Consider the following 16,284-nt stretch of genomic DNA (forward strand, 5'->3'; position numbering starts at 1 on the left):
CGTCACCGTGAGGTGGCGCCACCCGGTCGTCCTCGCCCGGCGGCGTGACGCCTCTGCCGATCGCCCCACCGTCGTGCTCCCTCTGCTCCGCCCCGGCCCGACGATCCATCCTGGACCGGCGGCCGGGGCGGGCAGCGGTCTGCCCGGCGCGCTGGGACAGTCCACACTCGCCGGGGCGGCGCGGCACTCAGCCCAGGTGGCTGTCGATCTCGGCCAGTTCCTCCGCGTCGAGGTCGAGGTTGTCCAGGGCGGCCACGTTCGCCTCCAGTTGGGCCACGCTGCTCGCGCCGATGATCAGGCTGGTCATCCGGGGGTCGCGCAGCGCCCAGGCCAGCGCGAGCTGGGCCAGGGACTGGCCGCGCCGCTCGGCAACCGCGCCGAGCGCCCGGATCGTCGCCATCTTCTTCTCGTCGAGGTCGCGCTCGTTGAGGAAGACGCTCGTGCGCACCCGCGAGTCCTCCGGGATGCCGCCCAGGTAGCGGTCGGTGAGCAGCCCCTGGGCGAGCGGGCTGAACGCGATGCAGCCGGCGCCGACCCGCTCCAGGGTGTCCAGCAGGCGGTCGCGTTCGGTCCAGCGGTTCAGCATCGAGTACGCCGGCTGGTTGATCAGCAGCGGCGTGCCCAGGTCCCGCAGGATCGCGGCCGCCCGCTCGGTCTGCTCCGAGTTGTAGTTGGAGATTCCGACGTACAGGGCCTTGCCGGAGCGGACGATGGCGTCCAGCGCGCCCATCGTCTCCTCCAGCGGGGTGTCCGGGTCGAACCGGTGCGAGTAGAAGACGTCGACGTAGTCCAGGCCGAGGCGGCGCAGCGACTGGTCCAGCGAGGAGATCAGGTACTTGCGAGAGCCCCACTCGCCGTGCGGGCCGGGCCACATCAGGTACCCCGCCTTGCTGGAGACGATCAGCTCGTCCCGGTACGGCTTGAGGTCCGTGGCGAGCAGCCGGCCGAAGTTCTCCTCCGCCGCGCCCGGCGGCGGGCCGTAGTTGTTGGCCAGGTCGAAGTGGGTGATGCCGAGGTCGAACGCGCGCAGGACGATGTCCCGCTGCCGCGCGAAGGGGCGGTCCGGCCCGAAGTTGTGCCACAGCCCCAACGAGATCGCCGGCAGCCGCAGGCCGCTGCGCCCGCTGCGCCGGTAGGTCATCGTGTCGTAGCGGTCGTCCGCTGCCAGGTACGTCACGCCCCGACCCTAGCCCCGCCCGATCCGACGCGCTGATCAGAGGTCGTAGCGGAGGCGGGGCAGGGCGCGGCCGGTGGAGGGGGAGAGGCAGGTGCCGGCGGGCAGGGCGGGGGCCGGTGCCTGCGCCGCTGCTCGCGCGCGTGCCCCGAACGGGCGTGCCGTCCCGCTTGTCCGGGTAGGTTCGGTGCCATGCGCTTCGTCCAGCTCGACACCCCGAAGCCGATCTCGAAGATCGGTCTGGGCACCTGGCAGTTCGGCTCGCGGGAGTGGGGCTACGGCCCGGACTACGAGCGGCGCGCCGGGGACGTCGTCCGGCGGGCGGTGGAGCTGGGCGTCACCCTCTTCGACACCGCCGAGCTGTACGGCTTCGGCCGCAGCGAGCGGATCCTCGGGGCGGCGCTCGGCGCGGACCGGGACAAGGTGGTGCTCGCCAGCAAGGTCTTCCCGGTGCTGCCGGTCGCCCCGGTGGTGCAGCAGCGGGCGGTCGCCTCGGCGGCGCGGCTCGGGGCCACCCTCATCGACCTCTACCAGGTGCACCAGCCCAACCCGGTCGTCCCCGACACCACCACGATGGCCGGCATGCGGGCGCTGCAGGACGTCGGCCTGGTCGCCGAGGTCGGGGTGAGCAACTACAGCCTGCGCCGCTGGCGGTTCGCCGAGGCCGCGCTGGGCCGGCGGGTGCTGAGCAACCAGGTCCGGTACAGCATGATCGACCGCGGGCCCGAGCGGGACCTGCTGCCGTACGCCGAGCAGGCCGGCCGGCTGGTCATCGGGTACAGCCCCCTCGCGCAGGGGTTCCTCTCCGGCCGGTACGACGCCAGGCACGCCCCGAGCGGGGCGGTGCGCCGGGCCAACCCGTACTTCCTGCCGGAGAACCTGGAACGCGGCACCGCGCTGATCGCGACGCTCCGCGAGGTGGCCGGCGCGCACGACGCGACGCCCAGCCAGATCGCGCTGGCGTACCTGCTGCGGCACCCGAACGTGGTGGCCATCCCCGGCGCGTCCGGGGTGGAGCAGATGGAGCGCAACGCGGCCGCCGCCGAAATCGACCTCGCCGACGACGAGTACGCCGCCCTGGCCGCCGCCGCCCGCGCGTTCCGCCCGGTCACCGGCCTCGCGGCGGTACCCGGGTTGATCCGCGCCCGCGCGGGGAAGTGAGGACCGATGGACGACATCACCGCACTGATCATGGACGACCACGCCGCGTTCCGGCGCGGCTTCGCCCGGCTCGACGACGCCCGCGACGACGCCGAGCGGCTGGCGATCTGGGAGGCGCTCGCCCTGCACCTGGACGTCCACGCCGAGGCCGAGGAGACCATCCTCTACCCCCACCTGGTGCGGCACGGCGACGACGGCGAGGACGAGACCCTCGACGCGATCGGCGACCACAACAAGATCCGCGACGCGATCGCCGAGTCGAAGCTGCACCCCGTCGGCTCCGACGCGTGGTGGGCGGCGGTCTGGACCGCCCGCCGGGAGAACAGCGAGCACCTCGCCGAGGAGGAGGACGAGGCGCTGCCGGACTTCCGCCGGCACGCCGGCGTCGAGCTCCGCGCCGAGCTGGGCGCCCGGTGGCTGACCTTCTACGGCGACCACAAGAACGGCCGCAACCTGCGGTTCCAGGACAAGGACCCGAAGGCGTACGTCGACGAGCACCGCTGAGCGCGCACCGGCCCCGGCACCGCCTGGGCGGCGCGGATCAGGGCCTCGGCCGGCGCATCTCCCCGTCCCGGGGGAGTCGGGCGGGGCGGGGCGGCGGGACAATGGCGGGATGGCTACCCGGCTCCTCCTGGCGCCGCTGACGCGCGGCAGCACCTGGCGGCGGGGCGTGTTCCTGCTGCTCGGCGGGGTGCTCGCCCTGCCGTACGCGCTGCTCGCCGCCGCCTTCACCCAGCTGCTCGCCCGGGGCGAGGTGCCCCGGCCGCTGGTGCTGCTGCTGTTGGCGCCGGCCGCCGCCATCGCCGCCGTACCGGTCTTCCTGGACGGCAGCCGCGCGCTGGAGATCGCGGCCGCCCGGGCGCTGCTCGGGGTCGACCTGCCGGAGCCGGCCGCCGGGCACCGGATCGACCGGGAGACCCGGCTGCGCGCGGCGCTCTGGATCGCCCTCCACCTGGGCACCGGTCTGCTGTTGATGTTCGCGCTGATCAGCGCGTTCCCGATGGCGCTGGTCTTCGTCGCCCGGCAGTTCGGCCTCGGCACCGGCCCCGCCGACCCCGACCAGTTCGGGCCGCTGGCTGGCCGCCACCCGGGCTGGCTGACGCTGGTCGGGGTGCTGGCGCTGGTCGCCCTCGGCTACGCGGTGGCCGGGCTGGGCGCGCTGGCCGCCTCGATGGCGCCGGCGCTGCTCGGCCCGTCGCAGGGGGAGCGGGTGGCGGCGCTGGAGGCGCGGGCCGCCCGGCTGGCCGAGCGGAACCTGCTGGCCCGGGAGCTGCACGACTCCGTCGGCCACGCGCTCACGGTGGCCACCCTCCAGGCCGGCGCGGCCCGCGAGCTGCTCGACACCGACCCGGAGTTCGCCCGCCGGGCGCTGGCCGCGATCGAGGAGACCAGCCGGTGCGCGGCGGACGACCTGGACCACGTGCTCGGCCTGCTCCGCGAGGCCGACGACGGGTCGCGCACGCCCGCCGTCACCGCGCCCCAGCGCACCCTCGCCCAGCTCGACCGGCTGGTCGCCGACACCCGGGCGGCCGGGCTGCCGGTGGAGTCCCGGGTCACCGGCGCGGTCGCCACCCTGCCCGCCGTGGTCTCCCGGGAGGGCTACCGGATCGTCCAGGAGGGGCTGACCAACGCCGCCCGGCACGGTCGCGGCCCGGTGCGCCTGCGCGCCGACGTACGCCCGGACGGGTTGGTGATCGAGCTGGTCAACGCGATCGCGGGCGGCCGGCGCGGGCGCGGCGGGCGCGGCCTGGACGGCATGCGGGAGCGGGTGCTGCTGCTGGGCGGGACACTGACGGCCGGCCCAGCGGACGGGCACTGGCGCGTCCGCGCGCGCCTGCCGGGCGGCGAACGGGTCGACGCGCCACCGGGCCGGACAGGGGAGTGGCCGAGGTGAGCATCGACGTGCTGCTCGTCGACGACGACGAGCTGGTCCGGGTCGGGCTGCGGGCGATCATCGACGCGCAGCCGGACCTGCGGGTGGTCGGGGAGGCCGCCGACGGGGCAGAGGTGCCGCCGCTGGTGGCGCGGCTGCGTCCCACGGTGGTGTTGATGGACGTGCGGATGCCGGCCATCGACGGCATCCAGGCCACCCGACGGCTGCTCGCCGCCTCGCCCGCGCCGCCGAAGGTGCTGGTCGTGACCACCTTCGCCAACGACGAGTACGTCTACGACGCGTTGCGCGCCGGGGCGCAGGGCTTCCTGCTCAAGCGGGCCCGCCCGAGCGAGGTGGTGGAGGCGCTGCGGGTGGTGGCGGCCGGGGAGTCGCTGCTGTTCCCGGCCGCGATCCGGCGGCTCGCCGGGGCGTACGGCGGGCGGGGCGGGGACCGGCTGCGCTCGGCCCGGCTGACCGACCGGGAGGCCGAGGTGCTGCGGCTGATGACCACCGGCCGGTCCAACGTGGAGATCGCCGAGCACCTGGTGGTCGGGGTGGAGACGGTCAAGACCCACGTCGGCAACGTGCTGGCCAAGCTCGGCGTCCGGGACCGCACCCAGGCGGTGATCGCCGCGTACGAGTCGGGGTTCGTCGTCCCGAACGGCTGAACCCGGCCGGTTCCCTCCCACGGGGGAGCGGATTCCCGTCCGCGCGGGAGGGGCGGCGGGGCGCCGCGGGCGAGGGTGGAGACATGACAGTCACCGCGACCCCCACCCCGGTCCGCGACACCCGCGGCTGGCCGGCGTGGCTCGTACCACTCACCGCCGCCTGGCTCGGCGGCTGGGGCGCGCTCGCCCTGCTCGGCACCGTCACCGGCGCCGGCTACCCGTTCCGCGCCGACCGCACGTATAACGAGGTCGGCCTGCTGCGGCTGCTGCCGGACCGGCTCGGGCCGCCGGTCTTCGCGGCCGTGCTGCTGACCGCCGCGGTCGCCGTGCTGGCCATGGCGGGCACCGGCCGGCCGTCCCGGCCGCTGCGGGCCGCGCTGCTCGGCTACGGCTGGGCGGTCGCCTTCGCGCTGGCCGTGGTCGTGCCCGACACCCGGGTGCTGCCCATCCTCGGCTACCTGCCGATGCTGGTGCTCGGCGCGCCGTTCGGCTGGCCGCCCGTGGACTACTCGACGGTCTTCGACTGGGCCCTGCTCGCCAAGGTGGCCGCCCTGGCCGGCGGGGTGCTGCTCGCCGTCACGCTGCTGGCCTGGCGGCGGCGTACGGCGGGGGCCTGCGTGGCCTGCGGCCGGGACGGCACGGGCCGGGCCTGGACGACCCCGGCCGCCGCGGCGCGGTGGGGCCGCTGGGTGGCCTGGTTCGCCGCCGCCATCCCGCTCTGCTACGCGGCCACCCGGTTCGCCTGGGTGCTCGGCATCCCGCTCGGCATCTCCCCGGATTTCCTCGACGAACTGCACGACACCGGGTTGGTCTGGGCGGGGGCCGGGCTGGGCGCGTTCGCCACGGTCGGGGCGGTGCTCACCGTCGGGCTCACCCGGCCCTGGGGGGAACGCTTCCCGCGCTGGATGCCCCGGCTGGCCGGCCGGCGGGTGCCGCCGCGGCTCGCCCTGGTCCCGGCCACCCTCGTCGCGCTCGCGGTGACCGGCGCGGGCGTCGCCGAGCTGGGCAACCCGGGGCACCTGCTGGACGGGTTCAGCTCCGCCACCGCCCCGCTGCTGCTCTGGCCGCTGTGGGGGCCGGCGCTGGGCGCGGCGGCGCTGGCGTACCACCTGCGGCGGCGCGGTGCCTGCCGCCGCTGCGGCCGGGACTGACCCGGTCGCCGGGCCCCGCACCGCCGGACACGGGGCCGGTGGCGCGGGGCCCGCACGCGAAGGCGGGTCGGCGGCGGGCCGGAGCGCGCTAGCGTTGGTCGGGTGACTGAGCCGAACCAGGTCCTCCCGGCCCCGCCCGCCGACCTGCCCGCCACCCTCGGGGCGCTGCGGGCCGCCGGGCACCGCCACCGCACGGTCAAGCAGGAACTCCGCGACAACCTCCTCGCCCGGATGCGTACGGGCGAGGAGCGCTTTCCGGGCATCGTCGGGTACGACGACACGGTGCTGCCCGAGGTCGAGCGGGCGCTGCTCGCCGGCCACGACATGGTGTTGCTCGGCGAACGCGGCCAGGGCAAGACGCGGCTCATCCGCTCGCTGGTGGCCCTGCTCGACGAGTGGACGCCGGTCATCCCCGGCTCGGTGCTCAACGAGCACCCGATGCGCCCGCTCACCCCGGCCTCCCGGGCGTTGGTCGCCGAGCGCGGCGACGACCTGCCGATCGGCTGGCTGCACCGCTCGGTGCGGTACGGCGAGAAGCTGGCCACCCCCGACACCAGCGTCGGCGACCTGGTCGGCGACGTGGACCCGGTCCGGGTGGCCCAGGGGCGCACCCTCGGCGACCCGGAGACGATCCACTTCGGACTCGTGCCGCGCACCAACCGGGGGATCTTCGCCGTCAACGAGCTGCCGGACCTGGCCGAGCGGATCCAGGTGGCGCTGCTCAACGTGCTGGAGGAGCGGGACATCCAGGTCCGCGGCTACCAGCTCCGCCTGCCGCTGGACCTGCTCCTGGTGGCCAGCGCCAACCCGGAGGACTACACCAACCGGGGCCGGATCATCACCCCGTTGAAGGACCGGTTCGGCGCGGAGATCCGTACCCACTACCCGCTCGACGTGGACCTGGAGCTGGCGCTGATCCGGCAGGAGGCCGACCTGGTCGCCGAGGTGCCGGAGCACGTGCTGGAGGTGCTCGCCCGGTTCGCCCGGGCGGTGCGCGAGTCGCCGTCGGTGGACCCGCGCTCCGGCGTCTCGGCCCGCTTCGCCATCGCCGCCGCCGAGACCGTCGCCGCCGCCGCGCTGCGCCGCTCCGGCCTGCTCGCCGCCGGTCCGGCCGCCGAGGGGGTACGCCCCGAGGCCCCGGTCGCCCGCGTCGGCGACGCCGTGTCGGTGACCTCCACGCTGCGCGGCAAGGTGGAGTTCGAGAGCGGCGAGGAGGGGCGGGAGACGGAGATCCTGGCCCACCTGCTGCGTACCGCCACGGCCGAGACGTTCCGGGCCCGGCTCGCCGGGCTGGACCTGTCCGGCTTCACCGCGCTGGTCGACGACGGCAAGATGATCGAGACCGGTGAGCTGGTCTCCTCGGGCGAGCTGCTCGGCCAGGTCGGCACTGTGCCGGGGCTGGCCAAGGCGCTCGACCGGCTCGGCCTGGGCGACGCCCCGACGCCGGAGGAGGCGGCGGCCGGCGTCGAGTTCGTGCTGGAGGGGCTGCACCTGACCCGCCGGCTGGGCAAGGACGTCACCGAGTCCGGGCGCACCGTCTACGGCCAGGGCTGAGCGTGACCGGCAACCGGTTCCGGTACGGGCAGTGGCGCGGCGGCCCCGACCCGCTCGCCCCGCCGTACGACGTGCGGGCCGCGGTGGACGCCGTCGGCGCGGAGGTGCTGTCCGGCGGCAGCCTGCGCGAGGCGCTGCGCGACCTGCTGCGCCGCGGCCCGCAGGGCCGGGGCGGCGTGGACGACCTGGCCGCCCGGGCGCGGCGGCTGCGCCGGGAGGCGATGCGCCGGGGCGACCTGGACGGCGCGGTGACCCGTGCCCGGGCGCTGCTCGACCAGGCGCTCGCCGCCGAGCGGGACGAGCTGCGCGGCCGGGACGGCGACGACGCCCGCTTCGCCGAGGCGGTGCTGGACAACCTGCCGCGCTCGACCGCTCGGGCGGTCCAGGAGCTGGCCGAGTACCGGTGGGCGAGCGACGAGGCGCGGCAGACGTACCAGCGGATCCTCGACGGGTTGCGCGGCGAGGTGCTGGAGCAGCGGTTCGCGGGGCTGCGGGACGCGGCGCGGGCCGCCGCCGACCCGGCCGCCCAGCGGCGGCTCGCCGAGATGATGCGCGACCTCAACGACCTGCTGGCCCGGCACGCCCGCGCGGAGGACACCACCGACGCGTTCGCCGAGTTCATGCGCCGGCACGGGGACTTCTTCCCGGAGCGCCCGGAGACGGTCGACGAGTTGGTCGACGTGCTGGCCCGCCGGGCCGCCGCGGGGGAGCGGCTGATGCGGTCGCTGTCGGACCGGCAGCGCGAGGAGCTGGCCGGGCTGATGCGCCAGTCCCTCGGCGAGCGGCTGGAAGGGGAGTTGGCCGCGCTGGACGCGAACCTGCGGGCGCTGCGCCCCGACCTGAACTGGCACCGGGGCGAGCGGGTACGCGGCGAGCAGCCGCTCGGCTACGGCGCGGCGACCGGCGCGCTCGACGAGATCGCCGAGCTGGACGAGCTGCTGGACTCCCTCGACCAGGACCATCCGGGGGCCAGCCTCGACGACGTGGACGTCGACGCGGTGGCCCGGACGCTGGGCCGGGACGCCGCCGACGACGTACGCCGGCTGCGGGAGCTGGAGCGGGAGCTGCGCCGGCAGGGCTGGGTGACCCGGGACGCCGACGGGCTGACGCTGAGCCCGAAGGCGCTGCGCCGGCTGGCGGGCACCGCCCTGCGCCGGGTCTTCGCGGACCTGACCGCCGGGCCGCGCGGCCAGCACGACCTGCGCTCGGCGGGCGCGGCCGGCGAGGTCAGCGGGGCGTCGCGGCCGTGGGAGTACGGCGACGAGCAGCCGCTCGACGTGGTGCGCACCCTCACCCGGGCGGTGCGCCGGGCCGGCCCGGGCGTGCCGGTGCAGCTGGCGGTCGAGGACTTCGAGGTGGTGGAGACCGAGCGCCAAGCGTCGGCGGCGGTGGCGCTCTGCGTCGACCTGTCGTACTCGATGATCTCGCAGGGGCGTTGGGGGCCGATGAAGCAGACGGCGCTGGCCCTGTCGCACCTGGTGGCGACCCGGTTCCCGCACGACGCCCTGCAGATCATCGGCTTCGGCCGGGAGGCGGCGCCGCTGACCCAGCAGGAGCTGGCCGCGGTGGAGCCGGACCTGCGGCAGGGCACCAACCTCCAGCACGCGCTGCGGCTGGCCGGCCGGCACCTGCGCCGGCACCCCGGCGCCGAGCCGGTGGTCCTGGTCGTCACCGACGGGGAGCCGACCGCCCACCTCGACCCGGACGACGGCGAGGCGCTGTTCCACTGGCCGCCGCTGCGCGAGACGGTCGACGCGACGATCCGCGAGGTGGACCGGCTGACCCGCGCCGGCGCCACGCTCAACCTGTTCATGCTCGGCGACGACCCCGGCCTGCGCCGCTTCGTCGACGCCGTCGCCCGGCGCAGCCGGGGCCGCATGTTCACCCCCGACCTCGACGACCTCGGCGAGTACGTCGTCTCCGACTACCTCCGCGCCCGCCACGGCCGCCGCTGACCCGACCTGATCCGCGGTGGCCGCGCTGGCCTGCGGTGGCCGCGCTGGCCTGCGGTGGCCGCGCTGGCCTGCGGTGGCCGCGCTGGCCTGCGGTGGCCGCGCTGGCCTGCGGTGGACGCGCTGGCCTGCGGTGGCCGCGCTGGCCTGCGGTGGACGCGCTGGCCTGCGGTGGCCGCTGGCTGGTCGCTCGGCGGGCTGCGACGGGTGGCCGCGGCCGACAGGTGGCAGGCGCCCCCGGGACAGGACTGTTTTCGCGCCCCTGTGGAGCTGCCCCGCCTGTGCTACCAAGCGCTCGCCCATGCCGTCGGGCCTGCGCCGCCGGTCTGCGCTGTCGGGCCCACGGCGCCGGGCGTGCGCTGCCGGGCGTGCGCTGCCGGGCGTGCGCTGCCGGGCGTGCGCTGCCGGGCGTGCGCTGCCGGGCGTGCGCTGCCGGGCGTGCGCTGCCGGGTCTGTGCTGCCGGGTCTGCGCCGTCGACCGTCGGTAGCACCGATGGGGCAGCTCCACAGGGCCGGCACCGTACTGTCGGCGCCCGGTCGTTCGCCAACTTCGGTCTCGTGCTGCCGCCTGAACGCGCCGCCGTCGGAGTGCGCCGACGTCGTCGGCGAACCCGTCCGGGTGAACCAGGGCCGCCGCTCCGCCGACCCGCCGTGGGCGGCGGGGTTGACTGGGATCCGTGGACAGCAGCGGGATGCGGCGGGCGTACGACGAGGTGCTCGCCGAGGTGGCGGCCGGCGGGTTCGAGCCGCCGGCCGACGGCGAGCTGAGCGCCGAGCAGATCGTGGCGCACCTGGCCGCCAACGACGAGCTGATGAGCGAGGCCACCGAGGCGGTGCTGGCCGGTTCCCCGTTCGCGTACTACGACCTGGAGAGCATCCACCGGCCGCAGCTCGACGCGCTGGTCGCCGAGTACGGCGGGCTCGACGGGCTGGCCGCCCTGCTGCGCGCCACCAGCCAGCGGCTCTGCGCCCTCGTCGACCGGCTGGGCCCGGCCGCGGACACCCCGGTCGACACCCACCTGCACGAGGACGTCGACCTGCGGGTGGGCGAGCCGCTGCCGTGGCGGCGCACCCTCGACCTGCACCTCCGCGTCCACCTGCCCAAACACCTGACCCAGCTCCGCGCCCTGCGCCCGGAACTGCACCCGCACACCCGCTGACCCGCGGCCCGAAACTGCATCCGCACACCCGCACACCCGCACACCCGCTGACCCGCCGCGGGTCAGGCGCGGGGACGGAACGTGCGGCGGTAGGCGGACGGGGGGACGCCGACGCGCTCGTGCAGGCGCTGGCGCAGGGCGGCGGCCGTGCCGAAGCCGGAGCGCCGGGCCACCTGTTCGATCGACAGGTCGGTGGTTTCCAGCAGCAGCCGGGCGTGGTCGGTGCGCTGCTGGAGCAGCCACTGGGCGGGGCTGAGCCCGGTCTCCGAGCGGAAGTGCCGGGTGAAGGTTCGTACGCTCATCCGCGCGTGCGCGGCCAGGTCCCGCAGGGCGACCGGCTCGTGCAGGCGTTGCCGGGCCCACTCCCGGGTGGCGGCGGTGCCGGTGTGCGCGGCCTGCGGGACGGGGCGCTCGATGTACTGGGCCTGCCCGCCCTCCCGCCACGGCGGCACCACGCAGCGCCGGGCCGCCCGGTTGGCCACCTCGCTGCCGTGGTCGGTGCGGACGACGTGCAGGCACAGGTCCATTCCGGCGGCGACCCCGGCCGAGGTGAGCACGTCGCCGCCGTCGATGAACAGCACGTCCGGGTCCAGGTCGACGCCCGGGTGCAGCCGGCGGAACCGGTCCGCGTACGCCCAGTGCGTGGTGGCCCGCCGGCCGTCGAGCAGGCCGGCGGCGGCGAGCACGAACGCGCCCGTGCAGATCGACATGATCCGCGCGCCCCGGGCGTGCGCCGCCCGCAGCGCCGCCGTCACGTCCGCGTCGACGGTGCCGTCGACCACGGGGGCGCTGCCGTGGACGCCGGGCACCACCACCGTGTCGGCCGCCGCGACCAGGTCGAGCCCGTGGTCGGGCAGCACCCGGAAGCCGGCGCTGCTGCGTACGGGGTGGCCGCCCGGGGTGCAGGTGTCGACCGCGTACAGGCGGGTGTCGTCGTCGGCGCGGGCGGCCCCGAAGACCTGCGACGGGGTGCCGAGGTCGAGGCCGACCACCCCGTCGACGGCGAGCACGGCGATCCGGTGCGGCGGGTCGGTCATGGCCCGATTATTGCGGACGATGGCGTTCCGGCCACTCGTCGGCCGCCGCCGCGCGAGGCGAGACTCGGGGCGTGACTCGTAACCGCCGCTTCCACCCGGCCTGGACCGTGGCCGTCGTCGCCTTCGTCGCGCTGGTCGGCGCCGCCGGCTTTCGCGCCACCCCGTCGGTGCTGCTGCACCCGCTGCACGCGGAGTTCCGCTGGCCGCTGGCGACCATCTCCGCCGCCGTCTCGGTCAACCTGCTGCTGTACGGGCTGACCGCCCCGTTCGCCGCCGCGCTGATGGACCGGTTCGGCATCCGGCGGGTGGTGGCCGGCGCGCTGGCGCTGGTGGCGCTGGGCAGCGGGCTGACCGTCTTCATGACGGCGAGCTGGCAGCTCGTCGCATGCTGGGGCGTGCTCGTGGGGCTGGGCACCGGCTCGATGGCGCTGGCGTTCGTGGCGACGGTGACCGGGCGCTGGTTCGTCCGGCGCCGGGGCCTGGTGACCGGGGTGCTGACCGCCGGCGGCGCCGCCGGCCAGTTGGTCTTCCTGCCGCTGCTCGCCGTGCTGGTGCGCGATCACGGCTGGCGCGCGGCGGCGCTCGTCGTCGCCGGGGCCGCGCTGGCGGTCGTACCGCTGGTGTGGTGGCTGCTGCGGGAGCACCCGGCGGACCTGGGGCTGCCCGCGTACGGCGCGGCGGAGGTGGTCGTACCCGAGCCGGCGGCCGGCGGGGCCGCGGCGCGTGCGCTCGGGGCGCTGGCCGCCGCCGCGCGGACCCGGCCGTTCTGGCTGCTCGCCGGCGGCTTCGCGATCTGCGGCGCGACCACCAACGGGCTCGTCGGCACGCATTTTGTGCCGGCCGCGCACGACCATGGCATGCCGCAGACCACCGCCGCCGGGCTGCTCGCCCTGGTCGGGCTGTTCGACATCGCCGGCGCGGTCGCCTCCGGCTGGCTCACCGACCGGGTGGACAGCCGGCTGCTGCTCGGCGCGTACTACACGCTGCGCGGCGCGTCGCTGCTGGTGCTGCCCGGGCTGTTCGCCGCCACCGCCGAGCCGAGCATGCTCGTCTTCGTCGTCTTCTACGGCCTGGACTGGGTGGCCACCGTGCCGCCGACCGTGGCGCTGTGCCGGGAGTACTTCGGCGCGTCCGGCGCGGTGGTGTTCGGCTGGGTGTTCGCCGCCCACCAGTTCGGCGCGGCCGTCGCCGCCACCGGGGCGGGCCTGGTCCGCGACTCGCTCGGCGACTACGCGCTCGCCTGGTACGTCGCCGGGGCGCTGTCGATCGCCGGCGCCGGGCTGTCCCTGCTGCTGCGCCGTGGGCGGGGCTACTCGACGACCGACACGTCCTTCCAGAAGGCCACCCGGTCGCGGACCATGTCGGCCTCCGGCTTCGGGTCCGGGTAGTACCAGACCGCGTCGGCGCTGCTCCGCCCCTCGTGCTGCAGCGTGTAGTACGAGGCTGTGCCCTTCCACGGGCACACCGTGCGGGTCGACGACTCGCGGACCACGTCGTCGCGCAGCGCGGCGCGCGGGAAGTAGTGGTTGCCCTCGACGACCACCGTGTCGTCGCTCTCGGCGATCACCAGGTTGTTCCAGACGGCTCTCGGCATGGCGTACAGGCTATGCGGCCCCGGTGACGTGGGAAAGGCCACCATGGACGTACGGGCGGAACGAAGATGTCAGGCGTAGGGTGATCTCATGCGCGCGGAGCGTGTGGATCATCGAGTTGACCATGACGGGGCGGTGGACCTGCTGCGGCGGTCGTACGCGGCGGTGCCCCCCGGCGAGACGGTCCGGCTGGCCAAACGGACCTCCAACCTGTTCCGCCCGAGGTCGGCGCCGAGCGCCCCCGGGCTGGACGTCAGCGGCCTCGGCGGGGTGATCGGGGTGGACCCGGTCGCCCGCACCGCCGACGTGCAGGGCATGTGCACGTACGAGAACCTGGTCGACGCGACGCTCGCGCACGGGCTGATGCCGCTGGTGGTGCCGCAGCTGCGCACCATCACCCTCGGCGGCGCGGTGACCGGGCTGGGCATCGAGTCCACCTCGTTCCGGCACGGCCTGCCGCACGAGTCCGTGCTGGAGCTGGACGTGCTCACCGGGGCCGGCGAGATCGTCGCCTGTCGGCCCGACGGCGAGCACGCCGACCTGTTCGCCGCGTTCCCGAACTCGCTGGGCAGCCTCGGGTACGCCACCCGGCTGCGCATCGAGTTGCAGCCGGTACGCCGGTACGTGGCGACGCGCAACGTCCGCTTCACCCGACTGGAGGAGCTGACCGACGCGATCGGCGAGGTCGTCGCCAAGGGCACCTGGGACGGCGAGCCGGTCGACGCGATGGACGGGGTCATGTTCAGCCCCGGCGAGGCGTACCTGGTGCTGGCGCGCTTCACCGACGACGCGCCCCGCCCCAGCGACTACACCGGCCAGGACATCTACTACCGCTCGCTGCGCCGCCGCCCCCGGGACTGGCTGACCACGTACGACTACCTGTGGCGCTGGGACACCGACTGGTTCTGGTGCTCGGCGGCGTTCGGGGTGCAGCATCCCGTCGTCCGGCGGCTCTGGCCGACCCGGTTGCGGCGCAGCGACGTCTACCACCGGATCGTGCGACTGGAGAACCGCTACCGGGTGTCCGCCCGCATCGACCGGCTGCGCGGCCAGCCCGACCGGGAGCGCGTCGTGCAGGACGTGGAGATCCCGCTGGAGGGCACCGCCGACTTCCTGCGCTGGTTCGCCCGGGAGGTGCGGATGTCGCCGGTCTGGCTGTGTCCGCTGCGGCTGCGCGAGCCGGCCGGCCCCGGGTCGGCCCGGGCCTGGCCGCTTTATCCGATGCGGCCCGGGCAGACGTACGTCAACATCGGCTTCTGGGGGACCGTGCCGATCGCCGAGGGCGCCGCCGACGGCGACGTCAACCGGACGATCGAGCGTGCGGTGTCCGAGGCGGGCGGCCACAAGTCGCTCTACTCGGACGCGTACTACGACCGCGAGGAGTTCGACCGCCTCTACGGCGGCGGGACCTGGCGTGCCGTGAAGGACCGTTACGACCCGGACGACCGGCTCACCGGACTGTACGAGAAGGCGGTAGCGCGAAGATGAGCCTGACCGATCGAGAGCAGGGGGCGGCCAGCGAGCCGTCCACACCACCGCCGGCGGGAGGCTGGCGCCCGGGCCCGACCGTGGCCGACGTCGTCCGGGCCGTTACGGCCGGGGCCCTGCCGGTCCGGGTCACCGGGTACGACGGCAGCGCCGTCGGCCCGGCCGACTCCGGGTTCACCCTGTCCATCCGCACCGAGCGGGGCCTGTCGTACCTGCTGACCGCCCCCGGCGACCTGGGCATGGCCCGGGCGTACGTCAGCGGCGACCTGGCGCTGGACGGGGTGCACCCCGGCGACCCGTACGAGGCGTTCCGGGTGCTCCAGGACCAGCTGAGGCTGCGCCTGCCGTCGCTGTCCGAGGGGCTGGCCCTGGTGCGCGGGCTGGGCTGGGACCGGCTGAAGCCGCCGCCGCCCCCACCGCAGGAGGCCGCGCCGCGCTGGCGGCGGGTGATGAACGGGCTGCGGCACTCCCGCACGCGGGACAGCAGCGCGATCTCGCACCACTACGACGTGTCGAACGCCTTCTACGAGAAGGTGCTCGGCCCGTCCATGACGTACACCTGCGCGGTGTTCCGCAGCCCGGACGACACGCTGGAGCAGGCGCAGGCGGCCAAGTACGACCTGGTCGCCGGCAAGCTGGCGCTCAAGCCGGGGATGCGGCTGCTCGACGTGGGCTGCGGCTGGGGCGGCATGGTCCGGCACGCGGCCCGCGAGTACGGCGTGCAGGCGCTCGGGGTGACCCTGTCGAGGGAGCAGGCGCAGTGGGCGCAGGCGGCGATCGAGCGCGAGGGGCTGGGCGAGCTGGCCGAGGTGCGGCACATGGACTACCGGGACGCCCCCCGCGAGCACTTCGACGCGGTCTCCTCGATCGGGCTGACCGAGCACATCGGGGTGCGCAACTACCCCGCGTACTTCGGCGCCCTGCGCGACCGGCTGCGCCCGGAGGGCCGGCTGCTCAACCACTGCATCACCCGGGCGGACAACCGCGCCCCGCACCGCTCCGGCGCGTTCATCGACCGGTACGTCTTCCCGGACGGCGAGCTGGCCGGCCCGGGCCGGCTGATCGGCGAGATCCACGACGCCCGGCTGGAGGTGCACCACGAGGAGAACCTGCGCCAGCACTACGCGCTGACCCTCGCGGGCTGGTGCCGCAACCTGGTGGAGAACTGGGACTTCTGCGTCTCCGAGGTCGGCGAGGGCACCGCCCGGGTGTGGGGCCTCTACATGGCCGGGTCGCGGCTGGCGTTCGAGCGCAACGAGATCCAGCTGCACCAGGTGCTGGCCACCCGCAACGCCCCGGGCGGGGTGAGCGGCTACCCGCTGCGCCCGGACTGGACGCCCTGACCCGAGCCTGAACGAAAGGGGCGGCCGGCGTTGGCCGCCCCTTTCGTCGAGCCTATTGCAAAAGGAGTTTTGTACGTACAACGCACGGTCCGCGCCTGCGCGCCGAACCGGCGCCGACCGCCTATCGTGGC

Annotated in this window: 14 protein-coding genes; 11 read left to right on the forward strand and 3 right to left on the reverse strand. The window is 75.5% G+C overall.

Translation table 11 applies throughout. The annotated features are described in order from the left end of the window. Nucleotides 1-187 precede the first annotated feature (187 nt). Nucleotides 188-1,177, reverse strand: coding sequence for an L-glyceraldehyde 3-phosphate reductase (gene mgrA / locus ACGFIZ_RS21775; protein ID WP_393421862.1), 990 nt, complete (start codon nucleotides 1,175-1,177; stop codon nucleotides 188-190). Between the two features lie 189 nt (nucleotides 1,178-1,366). On the opposite strand from mgrA, the gene ACGFIZ_RS21780 reads away from it, so the two are divergent. The 8 genes from ACGFIZ_RS21780 to ACGFIZ_RS21815 all read left to right on the forward strand — a co-directional run bounded on the left by ACGFIZ_RS21780 (nucleotide 1,367) and on the right by ACGFIZ_RS21815 (nucleotide 10,693). Then, a complete protein-coding gene (locus tag ACGFIZ_RS21780; RefSeq protein ID WP_393421865.1) occupies nucleotides 1,367-2,335 on the forward strand; it encodes an aldo/keto reductase in 969 nt (322 codons plus the stop codon). A gap of 6 nt (nucleotides 2,336-2,341) precedes the next feature. Further along, the gene (locus ACGFIZ_RS21785; RefSeq protein WP_393421867.1) at nucleotides 2,342-2,839 is read left to right on the forward strand and encodes a hemerythrin domain-containing protein; all 498 of its coding nucleotides are present in this window, start codon (nucleotides 2,342-2,344) and stop codon (nucleotides 2,837-2,839) included. Between the two features lie 109 nt (nucleotides 2,840-2,948). Beyond that, a complete protein-coding gene (locus ACGFIZ_RS21790) occupies nucleotides 2,949-4,229 on the forward strand; it encodes a sensor histidine kinase (RefSeq protein WP_393421869.1) in 1,281 nt (426 codons plus the stop codon). Further along, on the forward strand, nucleotides 4,226-4,876 hold the full coding sequence (locus tag ACGFIZ_RS21795) for a response regulator (RefSeq protein ID WP_393421871.1): 651 nt from the start codon (nucleotides 4,226-4,228) through the stop codon (nucleotides 4,874-4,876). The genes ACGFIZ_RS21790 and ACGFIZ_RS21795 overlap by 4 nt, the downstream gene beginning before the upstream one ends. A gap of 83 nt (nucleotides 4,877-4,959) precedes the next feature. Continuing rightward, nucleotides 4,960-6,027: a hypothetical protein gene (locus ACGFIZ_RS21800; protein WP_393421873.1), complete on the forward strand. Its 1,068-nt coding sequence runs from the start codon at nucleotides 4,960-4,962 to the stop codon at nucleotides 6,025-6,027. Nucleotides 6,028-6,129: 102 nt separating this feature from the next. After that, complete coding sequence (locus ACGFIZ_RS21805) at nucleotides 6,130-7,581, forward strand: magnesium chelatase (RefSeq protein WP_393421875.1); 1,452 nt, start codon at nucleotides 6,130-6,132, stop codon at nucleotides 7,579-7,581. Nucleotides 7,582-7,583: 2 nt separating this feature from the next. Next, nucleotides 7,584-9,536, forward strand: a complete 1,953-nt coding sequence (locus ACGFIZ_RS21810; RefSeq protein WP_393421877.1) for a VWA domain-containing protein — start codon at nucleotides 7,584-7,586, stop codon at nucleotides 9,534-9,536. A gap of 689 nt (nucleotides 9,537-10,225) precedes the next feature. Continuing rightward, nucleotides 10,226-10,693, forward strand: coding sequence for a hypothetical protein (locus ACGFIZ_RS21815; RefSeq protein WP_393421924.1), 468 nt, complete (start codon nucleotides 10,226-10,228; stop codon nucleotides 10,691-10,693). Nucleotides 10,694-10,755: 62 nt separating this feature from the next. Here the strand turns inward: ACGFIZ_RS21815 and ACGFIZ_RS21820 are convergent, their stop codons facing one another. Continuing rightward, nucleotides 10,756-11,730, reverse strand: a complete 975-nt coding sequence (locus tag ACGFIZ_RS21820) for a GlxA family transcriptional regulator (protein ID WP_393421879.1) — start codon at nucleotides 11,728-11,730, stop codon at nucleotides 10,756-10,758. Between the two features lie 71 nt (nucleotides 11,731-11,801). Here ACGFIZ_RS21820 and ACGFIZ_RS21825 point away from each other — a divergent pair, with 71 nt between their 5' ends. Next, nucleotides 11,802-13,118, forward strand: a complete 1,317-nt coding sequence (locus tag ACGFIZ_RS21825; protein WP_393421881.1) for an MFS transporter — start codon at nucleotides 11,802-11,804, stop codon at nucleotides 13,116-13,118. On the opposite strand, the gene ACGFIZ_RS21830 is transcribed toward ACGFIZ_RS21825, so the two are convergent. After that, nucleotides 13,040-13,324: a DUF427 domain-containing protein gene (locus ACGFIZ_RS21830; RefSeq protein WP_347668713.1), complete on the reverse strand. Its 285-nt coding sequence runs from the start codon at nucleotides 13,322-13,324 to the stop codon at nucleotides 13,040-13,042. The genes ACGFIZ_RS21825 and ACGFIZ_RS21830 overlap by 79 nt on opposite strands. Nucleotides 13,325-13,412: 88 nt before the next feature. On the opposite strand from ACGFIZ_RS21830, the gene ACGFIZ_RS21835 reads away from it, so the two are divergent. Next, nucleotides 13,413-14,810 carry an FAD-binding oxidoreductase gene (locus ACGFIZ_RS21835; RefSeq protein WP_393421883.1) on the forward strand — a complete coding sequence of 466 codons (1,398 nt, stop codon included), beginning with the start codon at nucleotides 13,413-13,415 and terminating at the stop codon, nucleotides 14,808-14,810. Continuing rightward, nucleotides 14,807-16,153: a class I SAM-dependent methyltransferase gene (locus ACGFIZ_RS21840; RefSeq protein ID WP_393421885.1), complete on the forward strand. Its 1,347-nt coding sequence runs from the start codon at nucleotides 14,807-14,809 to the stop codon at nucleotides 16,151-16,153. Before ACGFIZ_RS21835 ends, ACGFIZ_RS21840 begins: the two co-directional genes overlap by 4 nt. The last annotated feature ends 131 nt before the right edge of the window (nucleotides 16,154-16,284 follow it).

The sequence above is a fragment of the Micromonospora sp. NPDC048830 genome (assembly GCF_043198215.1).
GTDB lineage: Bacteria > Actinomycetota > Actinomycetes > Mycobacteriales > Micromonosporaceae > Micromonospora.

Excerpts from the sequence above, each read along its gene's own strand:
- ACGFIZ_RS21780 (WP_393421865.1), top strand. The coding sequence starts at position 1,367 with ATGCGCTTCGTCCAGCTCGACACCCCGAAGCCGATCTCGAAGATCGGT.
- ACGFIZ_RS21785 (WP_393421867.1), top strand. The coding sequence starts at position 2,342 with ATGGACGACATCACCGCACTGATCATGGACGACCACGCCGCGTTCCGG.
- ACGFIZ_RS21790 (WP_393421869.1), top strand. The coding sequence starts at position 2,949 with ATGGCTACCCGGCTCCTCCTGGCGCCGCTGACGCGCGGCAGCACCTGG.
- ACGFIZ_RS21800 (WP_393421873.1), top strand. The coding sequence starts at position 4,960 with ATGACAGTCACCGCGACCCCCACCCCGGTCCGCGACACCCGCGGCTGG.
- ACGFIZ_RS21815 (WP_393421924.1), top strand. The coding sequence starts at position 10,226 with ATGCGGCGGGCGTACGACGAGGTGCTCGCCGAGGTGGCGGCCGGCGGG.
- ACGFIZ_RS21820 (WP_393421879.1), bottom strand. The coding sequence starts at position 11,730 with ATGACCGACCCGCCGCACCGGATCGCCGTGCTCGCCGTCGACGGGGTG.
- ACGFIZ_RS21830 (WP_347668713.1), bottom strand. The coding sequence starts at position 13,324 with ATGCCGAGAGCCGTCTGGAACAACCTGGTGATCGCCGAGAGCGACGAC.
- ACGFIZ_RS21835 (WP_393421883.1), top strand. The coding sequence starts at position 13,413 with ATGCGCGCGGAGCGTGTGGATCATCGAGTTGACCATGACGGGGCGGTG.
- ACGFIZ_RS21840 (WP_393421885.1), top strand. The coding sequence starts at position 14,807 with ATGAGCCTGACCGATCGAGAGCAGGGGGCGGCCAGCGAGCCGTCCACA.